Source organism: Luteimonas sp. MC1825 (genome assembly GCF_014764385.1).
GTDB lineage: Bacteria > Pseudomonadota > Gammaproteobacteria > Xanthomonadales > Xanthomonadaceae > Luteimonas.
In genome coordinates, this window is the sequence record NZ_CP061714.1 from 1,766,294 (window position 1) to 1,779,954 (window position 13,661).

General features: G+C 70.0%; 14 protein-coding genes. 6 read left to right on the forward strand and 8 right to left on the reverse strand.

Annotated features, from left to right (window positions below; all coding sequences use genetic code 11):
• Positions 1-44 precede the first annotated feature (44 nt).
• Entirely contained in the window at positions 45-1,469 is a 1,425-nt protein-coding gene (locus IDM46_RS08195) for a hypothetical protein (protein ID WP_182820638.1), read from the reverse strand.
• A gap of 258 nt (positions 1,470-1,727) precedes the next feature.
• Between IDM46_RS08195 and IDM46_RS08200 the strand changes: the two genes are divergently transcribed.
• From IDM46_RS08200 to IDM46_RS08210, 3 genes are read left to right on the forward strand one after another with little or no spacing between them, the layout of a single operon-like run.
• Positions 1,728-2,264, forward strand: coding sequence for a DUF2975 domain-containing protein (locus IDM46_RS08200; protein ID WP_185115424.1), 537 nt, complete (start codon positions 1,728-1,730; stop codon positions 2,262-2,264).
• A gap of 1 nt (position 2,265) precedes the next feature.
• Entirely contained in the window at positions 2,266-2,487 is a 222-nt protein-coding gene (locus tag IDM46_RS08205) for a helix-turn-helix transcriptional regulator (RefSeq protein WP_182820636.1), read from the forward strand.
• Positions 2,488-2,490: 3 nt separating this feature from the next.
• On the forward strand, positions 2,491-2,928 hold the full coding sequence (locus IDM46_RS08210) for a hypothetical protein (protein ID WP_185115425.1): 438 nt from the start codon (positions 2,491-2,493) through the stop codon (positions 2,926-2,928).
• Between the two features lie 366 nt (positions 2,929-3,294).
• Here the strand turns inward: IDM46_RS08210 and IDM46_RS08215 are convergent, their stop codons facing one another.
• Positions 3,295-3,642, reverse strand: a complete 348-nt coding sequence (locus tag IDM46_RS08215; RefSeq protein ID WP_182820634.1) for a DUF1428 domain-containing protein — start codon at positions 3,640-3,642, stop codon at positions 3,295-3,297.
• 192 nt (positions 3,643-3,834) lie between these two features.
• On the opposite strand from IDM46_RS08215, the gene trmY reads away from it, so the two are divergent.
• A complete protein-coding gene (trmY, locus tag IDM46_RS08220; RefSeq protein WP_185115426.1) occupies positions 3,835-4,428 on the forward strand; it encodes a tRNA (pseudouridine(54)-N(1))-methyltransferase TrmY in 594 nt (197 codons plus the stop codon).
• 17 nt (positions 4,429-4,445) lie between these two features.
• On the opposite strand, the gene IDM46_RS08225 is transcribed toward trmY, so the two are convergent.
• Entirely contained in the window at positions 4,446-4,916 is a 471-nt protein-coding gene (locus IDM46_RS08225; protein WP_185115427.1) for a DUF1456 family protein, read from the reverse strand.
• Between the two features lie 70 nt (positions 4,917-4,986).
• Here IDM46_RS08225 and IDM46_RS08230 point away from each other — a divergent pair, with 70 nt between their 5' ends.
• Entirely contained in the window at positions 4,987-6,867 is a 1,881-nt protein-coding gene (locus tag IDM46_RS08230; protein ID WP_185115428.1) for a glycerophosphodiester phosphodiesterase family protein, read from the forward strand.
• A gap of 18 nt (positions 6,868-6,885) precedes the next feature.
• On the opposite strand, the gene IDM46_RS08235 is transcribed toward IDM46_RS08230, so the two are convergent.
• The 3 genes from IDM46_RS08235 to IDM46_RS08245 form a co-directional block, all read right to left on the reverse strand.
• Positions 6,886-9,342, reverse strand: coding sequence for a cation-transporting P-type ATPase (locus tag IDM46_RS08235; protein ID WP_185115429.1), 2,457 nt, complete (start codon positions 9,340-9,342; stop codon positions 6,886-6,888).
• Positions 9,343-9,408: 66 nt separating this feature from the next.
• Positions 9,409-10,536: a PHB depolymerase family esterase gene (locus IDM46_RS08240; RefSeq protein ID WP_185115430.1), complete on the reverse strand. Its 1,128-nt coding sequence runs from the start codon at positions 10,534-10,536 to the stop codon at positions 9,409-9,411.
• Positions 10,537-10,549: 13 nt separating this feature from the next.
• Positions 10,550-10,960 carry a CopG family transcriptional regulator gene (locus IDM46_RS08245; protein WP_185115431.1) on the reverse strand — a complete coding sequence of 137 codons (411 nt, stop codon included), beginning with the start codon at positions 10,958-10,960 and terminating at the stop codon, positions 10,550-10,552.
• A 184-nt stretch (positions 10,961-11,144) separates the two neighbouring features.
• On the opposite strand from IDM46_RS08245, the gene IDM46_RS08250 reads away from it, so the two are divergent.
• Complete coding sequence (locus IDM46_RS08250) at positions 11,145-12,410, forward strand: ferredoxin reductase family protein (RefSeq protein WP_185115432.1); 1,266 nt, start codon at positions 11,145-11,147, stop codon at positions 12,408-12,410.
• An 8-nt stretch (positions 12,411-12,418) separates the two neighbouring features.
• On the opposite strand, the gene IDM46_RS08255 is transcribed toward IDM46_RS08250, so the two are convergent.
• Both IDM46_RS08255 and IDM46_RS08260 read right to left on the reverse strand, forming a co-directional pair.
• Positions 12,419-13,093, reverse strand: a complete 675-nt coding sequence (locus tag IDM46_RS08255; RefSeq protein WP_182820626.1) for a DUF5666 domain-containing protein — start codon at positions 13,091-13,093, stop codon at positions 12,419-12,421.
• 131 nt (positions 13,094-13,224) lie between these two features.
• Complete coding sequence (locus IDM46_RS08260; RefSeq protein ID WP_185115433.1) at positions 13,225-13,656, reverse strand: hypothetical protein; 432 nt, start codon at positions 13,654-13,656, stop codon at positions 13,225-13,227.
• Between the last annotated feature and the right edge of the window lie 5 nt (positions 13,657-13,661).

Consider the following 13,661-nt stretch of genomic DNA (forward strand, 5'->3'; position numbering starts at 1 on the left):
ACGGGTGTCCGGCGTTGTCGGTGTTGCCGTAGCGGAAGCTTCGCTTACTGCGCGGTGCAGGTCGGCGCGTACATCCAGTAGATCGAATCGTTGCAGCGCCCACCGTTGGTGTTGTACGCCTGCCCGCGGATCGCCCGGACCTGGGTCGAGGAATCATCGTGGCAGTTGTGGTGCCCGCCGCGACCGATCGCCCAGTACGGCGTGGCGCAAGTGTGGCCACCGGCATCGGTGCGCCGCGAGGGCATGCGGTAGTAGGTCAGGCGCGGGCCGGTGAAGGTGCACTTGTGCGTCATGTTCTCGGTGGCCGCGCAGGTGCCGTGGTTGCAGAAGCTGGTCCAGCCCTGGTGCGTCTTCACCGTGGATGTCGCGCTGTTGTAGCGCCACTTGCCCACGCGGGTGCCGGAATGTTCGGCAATGACCACGAACGGCTTGCGCCACACCTGCACGTAGGTCTGGTACATGCCGCCCGCCGCACGCCTCACGTCGCCCGCGGCCGGCGTGGCGTCGTCGCGCACCGGAAGCAGGTGGGTGGCCAGGGTCTGCGCCAGGCGCTGCAGCGTCGCCTGTTCGGCGCGGTTGCCGAGCGACACGCCCGGCGCCCACGTGCTGCTGTAGGCGAGCGCGTTCAACGCCGTCGCCGCGCGGCCGAAATCGGTGGCCAGGGCGTGGTGGCCGCGCGCGGTTTCGGTGTCCATCGCAGCCGCCCAGTCCTTCGGGACCTCGTCGCCACCGAGTTCGGATGCCAGCACGTAGCCGTCGGCGGCCTTGACCATCGAATAGGCATCGATGCGGCCCATCTGGCCATCGGCGTCGGGCTCGTCGGCGATGTACTTCTGCGTACCGAGCAGGGTGATGCCGCTGCCGAGGTTGGCCTGGATGGTGCCGTCACCCTCTCGGGCGATCGCGAGGTCCCTGGCCGAGCGCAGGTAGAAGTCCGCAACCTGGGCCGCATCCGGGGCCGAAGCCCGCCGCGCATCCACGTCGGCACGCAGCGGATAGCGCGCGGCCGAGGCGCCCGCCGCCTGCCTGGCGAGGTCGGCAAGCGCCGACTTCTCGGCCGACAGCGCGCCATGCAGGGTGGCCGCGTCCAGCGCCCCGCCCAGCCTGGACAGCAGGTCGGAATAGCCGAAGCCGTCCGACTTCGTGAACTCCCCCTTCTGCGGCTCCCACTGCTTGTCATACGGCGTGCCGGCCAGCGCCACCGTGCGCGCTTCGCCGTCGATCAGGCGCAGGCTGAGCGCGCCCGGCGCGCCGGTCGCGGCATCCAGCGACCTGCGCGCCTCGAAGTACAGCTCGGTGCCGTTGACGGTGTACACACCCGCCACGCCCAGCTCCGGATCAGCGAGGAAGAACTTCACGTTGCCGTCTGGCTTTGCGGCGCGTTCAACGCCGGCGGCCATCGCCGCCCCGGTGAAGGCCATGCCCATGGCCAGCGCGATGCCGACCGCCATCTTTCCCATTCGATTCATTCGATGTACCCCTGGTGCTGTGTCGTTGGACCACGAAAACGCGGAAAACCAAGTAGCAACTCGTCCCCGAGTCCGGCCGGCATTCCGCTGGAGACAGGCTCCTGGGCGGGCTCGCGGGTGGACTCATATACGACTGTACACAAAGTAGACAGTTGTGCATCTTGCGTTGCAGCACGGTTCGCGACGTCCGCGGGCCGCCGCTTGCATATTGATTGTCGATATGGTTAATACCGCTTATCGATGCGCATGAACCAGCCCATGAACGTCCCCCCGAACGCACCCACGGCTGCTCTGGCGTGGTCCCGACCGCTGATCCGCGCGTTGATCGCCCTCAACCTGCTTTACGCCGCCGGCGTGCTGCTGATGTTCGTCCTCAGCCTGATCCCCGGGACCATCCTCTGGGACGCGCTCGGCATGCTGTTCCCGGCCGAGCACCGCGGACGGATCGTCTTCGGCCTGCGCACGATCATGATCGTCGGCATCGCTGCCGCCGGCGTGGTCGACCGGGTGCTGCGCCAGCTGCTGGCCATCGTCGATACCGTGCGTGCCGGCGACCCGTTCGTCGCAGGCAACGCGCGCCGGCTGGAGGCCATCGCCTGGTGGGTGCTGCTGGGCGAGGGCCTGCGGTTGCTGATCGGCGCGATCGCGCTCGCCACCACGTCGTCGATGCCGGAGCTCGATCTCGACCTGCACTTCTCCGCGGCGCCGTGGTTGGCCGTGCTGCTGCTGTTCGTGCTCGCGCGCGTGTTCGCCGAGGGCGCGCGCATGCGCAGCGACCTCGAAGGCACCGTGTGACATGGCGATCGTCGTCCACCTCGACGCGCTGCTGCACGAACGGCGCATGACGCTCACCGAACTGGCCGCGCGCGTCGACATCACGCTCGCCAACCTGTCGATCCTGAAGACCGGCAAGGCCAGGGCGATCCGGTTTTCCACGCTGGAGGCCATCTGTGCGGCGCTCGACTGCCAGCCCGGCGACCTGCTCGCCTTCGATCCCACCCGACCCTCCGAGGAATAAGCGATGAACGTGCTCGCCCGGCCATTCGTGTCCGACCCACGGCGCCATGAAGGCGTCCGCCCATTCCATATCTGGGGCCTGCGGCTGTTCTACCTGCTGATGCTGGTCATGGTCGCGCCCGCGGCCTGGGGCGCCCTGCTCCGGCACCAGGGGCCGTGGGATCCCACGCATGCCGTCGCCCTGTGCGTCTGGGCGACGTATCCCGCACTCGCCCTCTTCGGCCTGCTGCGGCCGCTGCGCTGGTTGCCGCTGATGGTGTTCACCATCGGCTACAAGACGCTGTGGCTGGCCTTCGTCGCCTGGCCGTTGTGGAACGCCGGCACGCTCGCCGGTTCGGACGCCGGGGAGACCGCATTCGCTTTTGCGTTCGTGCCGGTGCTGGCGGCCGTGGTGCCCTGGGGGTACGTGTGGCGGGAGTTCGTGCTGCCGGCCAGGCACTGACCTGGTGCTCCGCGGCGGTGCCGCTTGCGTCGCTGAGTGATCCCGGCTGGCGCATACTTGACGGGCCGCCTGCACCCGCAGTGCCTTATCGATGCGCCGAGGAGAATGAAATGAGCAAGGGTCTGGACAAGAAAAAGGAAACGAAGAAGAAACCGGCCAAGACCGCGAAGGAAAAGAAGGCCGAGAAGCGCGACAAGAACGCCACCAAGGTGTTCGGCCCGACCTGATCGCGGCAACGCACGATCAACTCGAAAGGCCCGGACATGTCCGGGCCTTTTTTCCGGGAGCTCGAGTGGTGGCCGGGAGGCATTGGCGGGCCACGCGTACCGCGGCGTACCGGCTGCCCGAAATCAGCGCCGAATCGGATCAGCTTTCGAACACCGTCTGGAACCCGCCCCAGATCATCCGCTTGCCGTCGAACGGCATGTCCATGTCCTTCATCGCCGGATCGTCCTGCATCTTTTCCCACGCGGCATCCGCGGTCGCCTTGTCGGGCCAGACAATCCAGGCGAACACGACCTGCTCGCCGTCTTCCAGCTTGACCGCGCGCTTGAAGTCGGTGGTCTTGCCGTCTTCGATGTGTTCGCCCCAGGCCTCGACCTGCTTCAGCGCGCCGTGCTTCTGGAACAACTGCCAGCCCGCCTGTGCGGACTTGATGTAGCGATCCTTGTTGGCCGTGGGGACGGGGGCAAGGAAGCCGGTGACGTAGGTCATGGGGGTACTCCTGTCGGGGTATGCGGTGACGATCGCCGCTGCAAGTCCTCACAACGATCCCGACGCTGCCGATCGGCCACCGGCTTGCGCGAGGGGTCCACACGGCCTCGCGCCTGTCGACCCTGCCCCCGTTTGACGGGACAATGGCCGCCGGCATGCCCCATGCCGCGTGCAACCACGCCCGGGACATCGATGCGAACCTTCGTACTGAGAGCGCGCGCCGCACCCACCGACAGCCAGGCACTGCTGGCGTCGGTCGGCAATGATGCGCACACCGAGATCCTCGCGCACACCTTGATGAATGCGTTCTTCGTGGCGCAATCGCATCGCCCGGATGTGGTGGCCTACCTGGTGCTGGAAAGCACGCGGGATTTCTCGCGCACCATCGCGTTCGACGTCAACGCCATGCACGAGATCGGCGGCTTCGACGAGCGCGCGCTGCTGGGCAAGGTGGCGAAGGCGCTGGATGTGTCGAAGGGCATGGGCAAGGACGCGTCGCGCCCGGTGGAATCGGGCGTCACCGTGCGCACGTCAAGCTTCGAGCGGCTGGTGCAGGCGCTGGCCGAGGACCACCAGTTGTTCCTGCTCGACCCCAAGGGCACGCCGATCCGCGAGCAGGTGTTCGCAGGCAACCCCTGTTTCCTGCTGACCGACCATATCCCGATGCCGAAGAAGACCATTCCCGGCCTCGAGCGCATGGGCGCGAAGAAGATCACGCTCGGGTCGAAGATGCTGTTCGCATCGCAGTGCGTGGTGCTGGTGCACCACGAACTCGACCAGCGCTGACGCGCGCCGCCGCCCGGTCAGGCGCCGCGCACGCGCAGCGTCAGCCCCTTGAGGAAATTGCGCAGCAGCTGGTCGCCGCACTGGCGGAAATTCTTGTGCCCGGGCTGGCGGAACAGCGCCGACAGCTCCGGCTTGGACACGGGGAACCCGGCCGCCGCGAAGATGTCGTGCATGTCCACGTCCTTGAGTTCGAACGCCACCCGCAGCTTCTTCAGCACCACGTTGTTGCTGATGCGCTTCTCCACCGGCCGCGCCGGCACGCTGCCGTCACGGCCGCGCAGGTGGATGATCAGGCCGTCGAGGAAATGCGCGAGCACGGCATCGCCGCAGGGCACGTGCCCGGGCTCGTCTTCCTTCAGCAGGAACGGCCGCACGTCATCCTTGTCCAGGGCGAAGTCCGGATCGGCGAGATGCACGATCTCCACCACCTTGCTGTCGCCCAGGTCGAGCATGTAGCGGATGCTGCGCAGGACGTCGTTGTTGATCATTGCCTGGAATGCGGTCGGGGAAGGTCGCCAGTCTACCGGGGGGCGACGGCGGGCTGTCTAAACTGGCGCGATGCCGACTCCCACCGACATGGACAACGCTGGCACCGGTGCCGCCGGCGCGCAGGCGACCGTGGCCGGCGACCGCCTGCTGCTGCGCGGCATCCTCGTCCACGACATCCGCCGCGACCTGCGCCGCCACCTGCGGCCGATGCTGGCCTGGTACCTGCTGTTCACCGCCTTCGCGACGGTGGCGGCGGCGCCGTTGACCACATGGTCGCTCGCGGCGCTCCTGCACTGGATCGAGCGGCCGTTCATGGGCGACTTCGACGACCTGGCCGACAACCTGCTGGCGATCGCCTGGCTCATGCTGGCCGGCGCGCTGTCCTGGTACGTGGTCATGCTGCAGCAGGCCGGCATGTTGCTGGTGTCGGCGAGTCACGGCTGTCGCTACCGCACCGCGGCGGCGGCACTGTTGGGCATGCTGCGGCGCGCGGGACCGCTCGCGGTGCTGGCGGCCTGGCAGGTGTTCGCCCATGCGCTGCTCGCCGCGCCGTGGCTTGCGATCGGCGTGCTGCTGTACCAGTGGCTGCTCGGCGGCTACGACCCGTACTACGTGATGGCGGCGCGTCCGGCGGCACTGTGGTGGTTCCTCGCCGGCTTCATGCCGGTGCTGGTGGGGGGACTGCTGCTGCACGCCACGCTCTACTTCCGCTGGCTGCTCGCCACGCCGGCGCTGGTGCTGGAAGGCCTGTCGCCGGTCGCGGCGCTGCTGCGCAGCCGCGCGCTCACTCGCGGCAGGCACCTGCGCATCGCCACGCTGGTGGTGGGCGTGGCGCTCGCCGTGGCCGCCATGCCACTGCTGGTCACCGAACTCTATGACCGTGCTGCCACGCCGATGCTGGACTGGCTGCCCGACCAGCGCCTGCCGACCAGTGCGGGCATGGTGGTGTACCTGACGCTCTACGCGGCCACCGTGCTCGGCGTGCTGCTGCTCGGCACCACCCTCAACACGCTGCTGGTGCGTGCGCTGTTCCTGCGCCTCGGCGGCGCGCGGGGCGCGCGCGCGGTGCCCGCATCCCCGCCGCGCCCGGGGCGCTTCGTCTGGGGCGCGGAAGCGGTGTTCCTGGTCGTGGCGCTGGTGCAGGCCGCGATCGCCGTGACCAGCATGAACCTGCAGCGCGAAGTCACCGTCACCGCGCATCGCGGCGCGGCGGCGCTTGCGCCCGAGAACACCCTTGCAGCGTTCGCTGCGGCCATCGACGCGGAGGCGGACGCGATCGAGTTCGACGTGCGGCTGAGCGCGGACGGCGCCGTGGTGGTGTTCCACGACAGCGATTTCCGCCGCATCGCCGGCGACCCGCGGACCGTCTCGCAGACCCCACTCGCGGCGATGCGCGACATCGACGTGGGCAGCTGGTTCGCACCGGCTTTTTCCGGCGAGCGCATCGCGACGCTGGGCGAAGCGCTGGCCTTCATCGACCGCCGCGCACTCGCGCTGGTCGAGCTCAAGCCGGACGCGCACAACGCACAGGCGCTGCTCGAGGCCACCCTGCGCGAGGTCCGGCGCGGTGGCCACGATGACGCGGTCATGCTCGCCTCACTGTCGCCCGAACTGGTGCGCGCGGCACGCGCCGCGGCGCCCGAAGCCCGGCTGGCACTGTTCACCAATGCCGCGTTGCCCGGCACCTCGCGCCGCACCGACTTCGACATGCTCGGCCTCAACCACCTGCAGGTCGACGGTGGCGCGGTTGCCGATGCGCGCCGCCGTGGCTACCTGCTGCAGGCGTGGACGGTCAACGACCCGGCGCGCATGGCACGCTACATGGATCTCGGCGTGGACGACATCAGCACCGACGTGCCCGGCGAGGCGGTGCGCCTGCGTGCGCAGCGCGCCGCGCTGGGCGACGTGGAACTGCTGCTCGTGCGCCTGCACAGCTGGTTCCGGCGCTGATCCGCGGCAAGCCGGCGGTCAGTGCAACGTGCGCCTGAGCGGCAGCGCCGACAGCCCCGCCACGACCGCGAGCGCGACAGCCGCGGCCAGCCCTGTCGCGCCCAGCGGTTGCACTTCCAGCAGTTCCGAAAGCGCCGGCACCTGGATCAGCGCCACGCTCGCCAGGCTCGCCGCGGCGATGCCAAGCGGCAGCCGGCCGCGCAGGCCGGTGAGCACCGCCAGGAACGCCACGCTGCACAGGATCAGCACGGCGAGCGCCAGCGAGCGCCCGGCCGCGGCATCGCCCGCGGCCGCCACCTGCCCGCCGATCCGGTAGCCGGCCAGCACCGCGCAGGTCGCGACGGTGCCGGCGAATCCCAGCGCCCACCATGCGCGCGGCGAGAAGAACCGCACCGGCCCGGCCGGTGGCGGGCGTCCTTCGAGGCGTGCATTGCTGCGCAGCTGGAACGCGAGCATCGCCGTCGGGTGGATCAGCAACTCGAGCCAGACGATGTGGATCGGCAGGTACAGCAGCGGGAACCCGAGCAGCGGCACCAGCGCCGCCGACAGCACCAGCGGCACGTGCACCAGGATCAGGTAGGCGAAGCCGCGCTGCAGGTTGGCGAACAGCTGCCGGCCCTCGGCGATGGCGTTCACCAGGGTGCGGAAGTTGTCGTCCAGCAGCACGATGGCCGCCGCCTCGCGCGCACTGCGCGTGCCGCGCTCGCCCATGGCGATGCCGATGTCGGCGGCCTGCAGTGCCGGCACGTCGTTGACGCCGTCGCCGGTGACCGCCACGGTATGCCCGCGCGCCTGCAGCGCCTGCACAAGCTGCAGCTTCTGCCCCGGGGCCGCGCGCGCGATCACGTCGGCGCCGGCGAGTTCATCGGCATCCACCTGCGTGTCCTGGCGTCCTTCCAGGCTCAGCACCACGGGCTGGCCACCACCGATGCCGATTTCGCCGGCGATGGCACCGGCGGTGAGTGGATGGTCGCCGGTGACCATGATCACGCGGATGCCCGCGGCCAGGCAGGCCTGGACCGATTCGCGCACGCCCTCGCGCAGCGGGTCGCCGAAGGCAAGCAGTCCGGCCATCGTGTAGCCGGCGTCCGGCTCCCGCGCGGCGTCGTGGTCGCCCGGCAGCACGCGCTGCGCGCAGGCGATGACCTTGTAGCCGCGACCGGCCAGCGCATGCAGCTTCGCGCGCCATGCGTCGTGGCCGTCGGCGCCTGGCGTGCACATGGCCAGCACCGTTTCCGGCGCGCCCTTGACCACGGCGACCACGCCGGCGCCGTCGCGCAGCAAGGCGGTCTCGCGACGGCGCTCCTCGGTGAAGGGAAACGTGGCCAGGCGCTCCCGGTGCTCCGCCGCCGGCGGCGCCGCCTCGCGGATCGCACGGTCCATCGGATCATGGTTGGCCGCGGCCGATGCACGCGCCGCAATCGCCAGCAGCGCCGGCGCGTCCACGCCATCGGCCGGCACGGTCTCGACCAGCCGCAACTCGCCTTCGGTGAGCGTGCCGGTCTTGTCGGAGCAGATCGCACTCACCCGACCGATGTTCTCCACCGCCACCGCGCGCCGCACCAGCGCCTGGCGCTGTGCCAGGCGATAGACGCCCACCCCGAGGAACAGGGTGAACACGACCGGAAACTCCTCGGGCAACGCGGCCACCGCCAGGGTCAGCGCACTGATCAAGGCGTCCACCAGCCCGTGCCCCTGCGCCAGCCGCACGGCCGCAAGCACCAGGCACAGCAGCAGCGCCGCGATCAGCAGCACGCGCACCAGGCGCGTCACCGACTGCTGCAATGGCGTGCGCGCCTGCCCGCCGGCGCGCGACAGGCGCACGATCTCGCCGTAGCGGGTCAAGGCACCGGTGTGCGCGATCCACAGCCGCGCGCTGCCGGTCAGCAGGCGCGTGCCGGCGTGGGCCCAGTGGCTGGCGTCGACGCTGTCGGGCAGCGCGCCGGCCGCGTTGAACACGCGCTTGCGGACCGGCAACGATTCGCCGGTGAGCGAGGATTCGTCGAACTGCGGGTCGCTGCCGGACAGCACCAGGCCGTCCGCCGGCACCCAGTCGCCGGCGGCCACCTCCACCACGTCGCCCGGCAGCAGTTCGCGCGAGGGCAGCACATGCCAGCCGCCATCGCGCAGCACCCGGGCCTCGGTGGCCAGGCGACTCGCCAGGCCCTCGGTGGAGGCCTGCGTGCGGCGGTGCAGCCAGGCGTCCATGCCCAGCAGCGGGATGATGGCCAGCAGCAACACGATCGCCTCGGCCTGGTCTCCGAGCGCGAAGAACAGCAGGCTGACCACCAGCAGGAACCACAGCATCGGGTCGCGCGCGGAGGACGCGGCCGCCGTCCACCAGCGGCGCTGCTTCGTCTCGGTGACATCGTTGTCGCCGAAGCGCTGCCGGCGCTCGGTCACCTGCCCGGCACGCAGGCCGGTGCGCGGATCGCTGTCTTCAAGCACATCGCGTGGCAAGGGCCAGGTCGGCATCGCGGCCTCCGTTGCAGAGCGGCCTACTCTAAGCGCTCCGACAGGCCTGGTTGCGACGCAGGTGCGTCAGCGCATGGAACGCCTGCAGCCTGCAAAGAACCGCAGCATCTGCGCGGACGCATCCGGTCCCTGCGGATCGGTGTAACTGCCCGCCGCATCGCCGCCGGCCCAGGCGTGGCCCGCGCCATGCACCACCCAGTGTTCGGCCGCGATGCGGCCGTCAGGGGTGCGGTGCACGGTGCGCGTGGAGCTGCGCCCACCCAGCGCCGTGTCTCGCTCAACCGTGCGTGCCCCCACCGCGTCACCTGCCCCGCTGCCTCCGCCAAGGCTCTGCTCCACGACGCCGTGGCCATTGCCGGGATGCACGGTCGTGTCGCTGTCGCCATGGAACACGATCGCCGGCACGGGTGCGCTGCCGGTCGCCGGCGGACGCGCGCGGCCTTCGCCGCCCTTGCGCATGGCGGCGAAGGCCGAGGGCACGTCGCTGGCCATGCCAATCGGCAGGCCCGAGTGCACGCCGATGGCGGCGTAGACATCGGCATGCGTGCTGGCGAGCACCGCGGCCATCGCGCCGCCGGCGGACAGGCCGGCTACATACACGCGATCGGCATCCAGCCGGTGCGTGGCGACGAGCTCCTGGGTCAGCGCGGCGAGGATTGCCGGCTCACCCTGCCCGCGCTGCTGGTCGCTGCCGCGGAACCAGTTCCAGCAGCGGTTGGGGTTGCGCTCCGTTGACTGCGCCGGCCAGGCCACGACGTAGCCCTGTGCGTCGGCAAGCCGGTTCATGCGCGTGCCACGGGCAAAGTCCTCCGGCGTCTGCGTGCAGCCGTGCAGCATCACCAGCAGCGGCGCGCCCGCGGTGTCGAGGCCTGCCGGAACATGCAGCAGGTACTCCAGCGTGCCGGCGCTGCAGGTGAAGCGCAGACACGCATCGGTGGCGGTGCGCCGCTTGCGCGTCGAATCCGCGGACGGTGCGCCGGTGGGGCGCGCCCTGCCGCCGTCGACCACGCGGAACTCGCCTTCGATGTACGGCTCGCGCGCCGCCGCAGCACCGCGCACGCCCTGCGCCGGCGGCACCGGTGCGGCGCTGGCGTTGCCGCCAAGCGCGTCCTGCAGGGTGCGGGTTGCGGCCTGCAGATCGCCGCTCTGCATCAGGCGCATCGCCTGGCGCATGGTGTTGTTGCCGGGGGTCATGGGATGTCCTGGGTCAGTGGATACGGCTGGCCAATGCGGCCTTCACGCTGTGGCTCGCCTGCAGCACGCCGAGTACCGAAATCGATTCGATGGCGGCGAGCGCGAGCTCGGGTGAAACGTCGTCGGCGATCCGCACCAGCCCGAGGGCCTGGATCCGCAGGCGTTCGCCGGCATCGCGCGCGGCCTCGAGCTCGCGGCGCCCGTAGTCCTGCAGCCCCATCACCAGGGTGCGGCGCGCGACGGTGGTGCGCAGCACCTCGCCGTGCGCCGCCAGCTGGTTGCGGATGGCGGTACGGATGAGATCGGTGCGGTTGGAATAGAACCCCTCCTGCACCAGGAGGTCGATCTGGCCGAGATCCACCACTCCGAGGTTGATGGTGATCTTCTCGTTGTCGGCGACGGCACGCGGGCGTGGCTCGGTCATGCGAGGGATGCTTCTGGATGGCGTGGACCATCCTATCACCATCCATGTGGATGTTGCTGAACCCGCCCTTTCGGAAAGGGCCCGTGCGTTGGGCGTCACCGCTTGATCCAGCGCAAGGCTGCGCCGAGGGATCGCGCCTACAGTCGCGGACGAGGCGCCCTCGCACGCGCCGACGAGGTGTGCCGTGCAGCTCAGGTCCTGGCAGGTCATCACGCTCCTGGTCGCCGCGAGTTCGCTGCTGGCCGGTGTTGAACTTCCGGCCGGCGCACGGCTGGGCACGGCCGGACTGAGCCTGGCGTCTGGCGTGTCCGCGCTCGCGCTGATGGCCGCGGCCGCGGTGCTGGGGGCGCGCTGGACCTGCGTGGAAGTGGCGTTCGGTGGCCTCGACCGCGTGTACCTGGCGCACAAGTGGATCGGCATCTGGGCGCTCGGCCTGGCCTCGGTGCACCTGCTGTTCAAGGCGGGCGTGCCGGAATGGCAGACCGCCGCGATCCTCGAACTCCCCAAGGGCTGGCCGCGCCTGCTGCGGCAGCTGTCCTTCCTCGGACTGATGTTCATCGTGCTGCTGGCGCTGAACCGCAACATCGCCTACGGCACCTGGCGCTGGTGGCACAAGCTGTCGGGACCGCTGTTCGTGGTGGTGGTGCTGCACTGGCTCAGCTTCAAGCAGCCGCTGCCGCTGGCCAGCCCCGCCGGTGCCTGGCTGTTGGCGCTGTCGGCGCTGGGCATCGCCGGTGCCGCCTGGAAGCTGCTGCTGTACCCGCTGCTGGCGCGCAGTGCCGAGTACCGCGTGGTGTCGATCACGCCCGGTGCGGCGGCGATCCACATGGAGCTCGAACCGGTCAAGGCGGGCATCGACTTCCAGCCCGGGCAGTTCGGATTCCTGCGCATGAACGCCCAGGGCCTGCGCGAACCGCACCCGTTCACCATCGCGACCGGCAAGCGCGGCGATGGCCGCATCGAGTTCGTCATCCGCGCCCTGGGCGACTACACCAACAAGCTGGTTGCCGACGCACGGGTTGGCATGTACGCGCAGATCCAGGCGCCGTTCGGCCGCTTCGCGCGGCACCGCAGCGCGCGCCGCGAAATCTGGATCGGCGGCGGCGTGGGCATCTCGCCCTTCATCGCCTGGCTGAAGGACCACGCGACGGGCACGCTCGACAGCGTCACGCTGTTTTATTTCTACACCCCGGGCCGCGACTTCCCCGAGTTCGAGGTCATGCGCGCCATGGCGGAAGCGCGTGGTGCGGAGCTGGTCGGTGTGCCCGGCGGCGGCGGCGATCCAGCGTTCGGCGAGCGCTTCGCCGCCATCTGCCGCGAAGGCGATCCGGCCGGCATCGACATCGCCTTCTGCGGGCCGAAGGGCCTCACGCCGCGGATCCGCGAGCAGATGCGCGCCAACGGCGTGCCGGACGCCAACCTGCGCTACGAACTGTTCGAATTCCGGTAGGAAGTCCGTCAGCGGCCGGCCGAGCGCTCCACGATGATGCGTTCGGCCAACCACGCGTTGTTGCCGACCTGCCGCGCCTGGATCCGCACCTGGTCACCGCGCTGCATGTCCTCCGGACGGTAGCGGCGGCCCTGGTACTCGACCGTGGTGCGCTCGTCGTAGCGCAGCTGCATCGTGTTGCCGTAGCCGGCGCCGTCGAGGCGGATCAGGCGCGAGCGCGCGTCGACCAGGGCGACCGAGCCGCGCAGGTCCTGGGCGTTGCCACCGCCATAGCCACCGCCGTAGCCGCCCTCGCGCACATCACGCAGCACCTCGACCCGGCGCGCCCAGAGTTCGCGCCCGGACTGCGAGACCTCGATGCGCACCACGTCGCCGCGCTCCAGGCCTTCCACCGAACTCTCGCGCCCCTGGTAGAACAGGCGCGTGCGCTGGTCGTAGCGGACTTCTGCGCGTTGCCCGCGTCCGCCGCGCTGGTCGTCGACCACCAGCAGGATGCGGTCGTAGGACGTGTCGAGGCTGTCGACGGTGCCCTGCAGCTGGCTGCCGTACTGCGAGGGGTAGCCCTGGCCAGGCTGCCCGTAGCCGTCGGGATTGCCGGCGTAGCCACCGGGGCTCACGCAACCGGCGAGCGCAAGCACGCTCGTGGCCAGCACCAGTCCGATACCGCGGGTCGCGTAGCGCATGGAATTCTCCGGAGGACAGTCGAGGATTGCCATATGCCCCCCGAGGCCGTGAACGCCGGGTAATCGCCGCGCGGCCGTCGCCCGCGATCACCACCACCCGGCCATGGCGCAACGCATGGCCGGGTGGTGCATCACTTGGTCTGGGTCTGCCCGACCGGCTTGTTCTTGATCGGCGGATCGCAGGGCAAGGTGCAGTTGGCCGTGGTGTCCTTGACGATCACGGCGTACGCACCATCACCACTGGAGGTGTCGCTGTCGGTGATCACGGCGATGCGCGGCGATGGCCCCGCGGCCCACGACAGCTGCGACTCGATGTCGCCGGTGAAGTCCACGCGGTCCACCTGGTAGCGCGGGTCCAGCCCGACCGTGACGGTGATGGTGCCGCTCTCGCCGTCGGCGGTCTGCTCCACGCCGCCGGCGTCATCGGTACCTCCGGTATAGCGGTAGCTGTAGGCCCGCCCGTTGCTGCCGGTGGTGGTGGTGTAGCCGTCGCTGCCGCTGGATGCGAAGTTGCGCACATCCAGGACCACGTCGACATTGTCGTTGCCGTTTTCGACTTTCATGACGC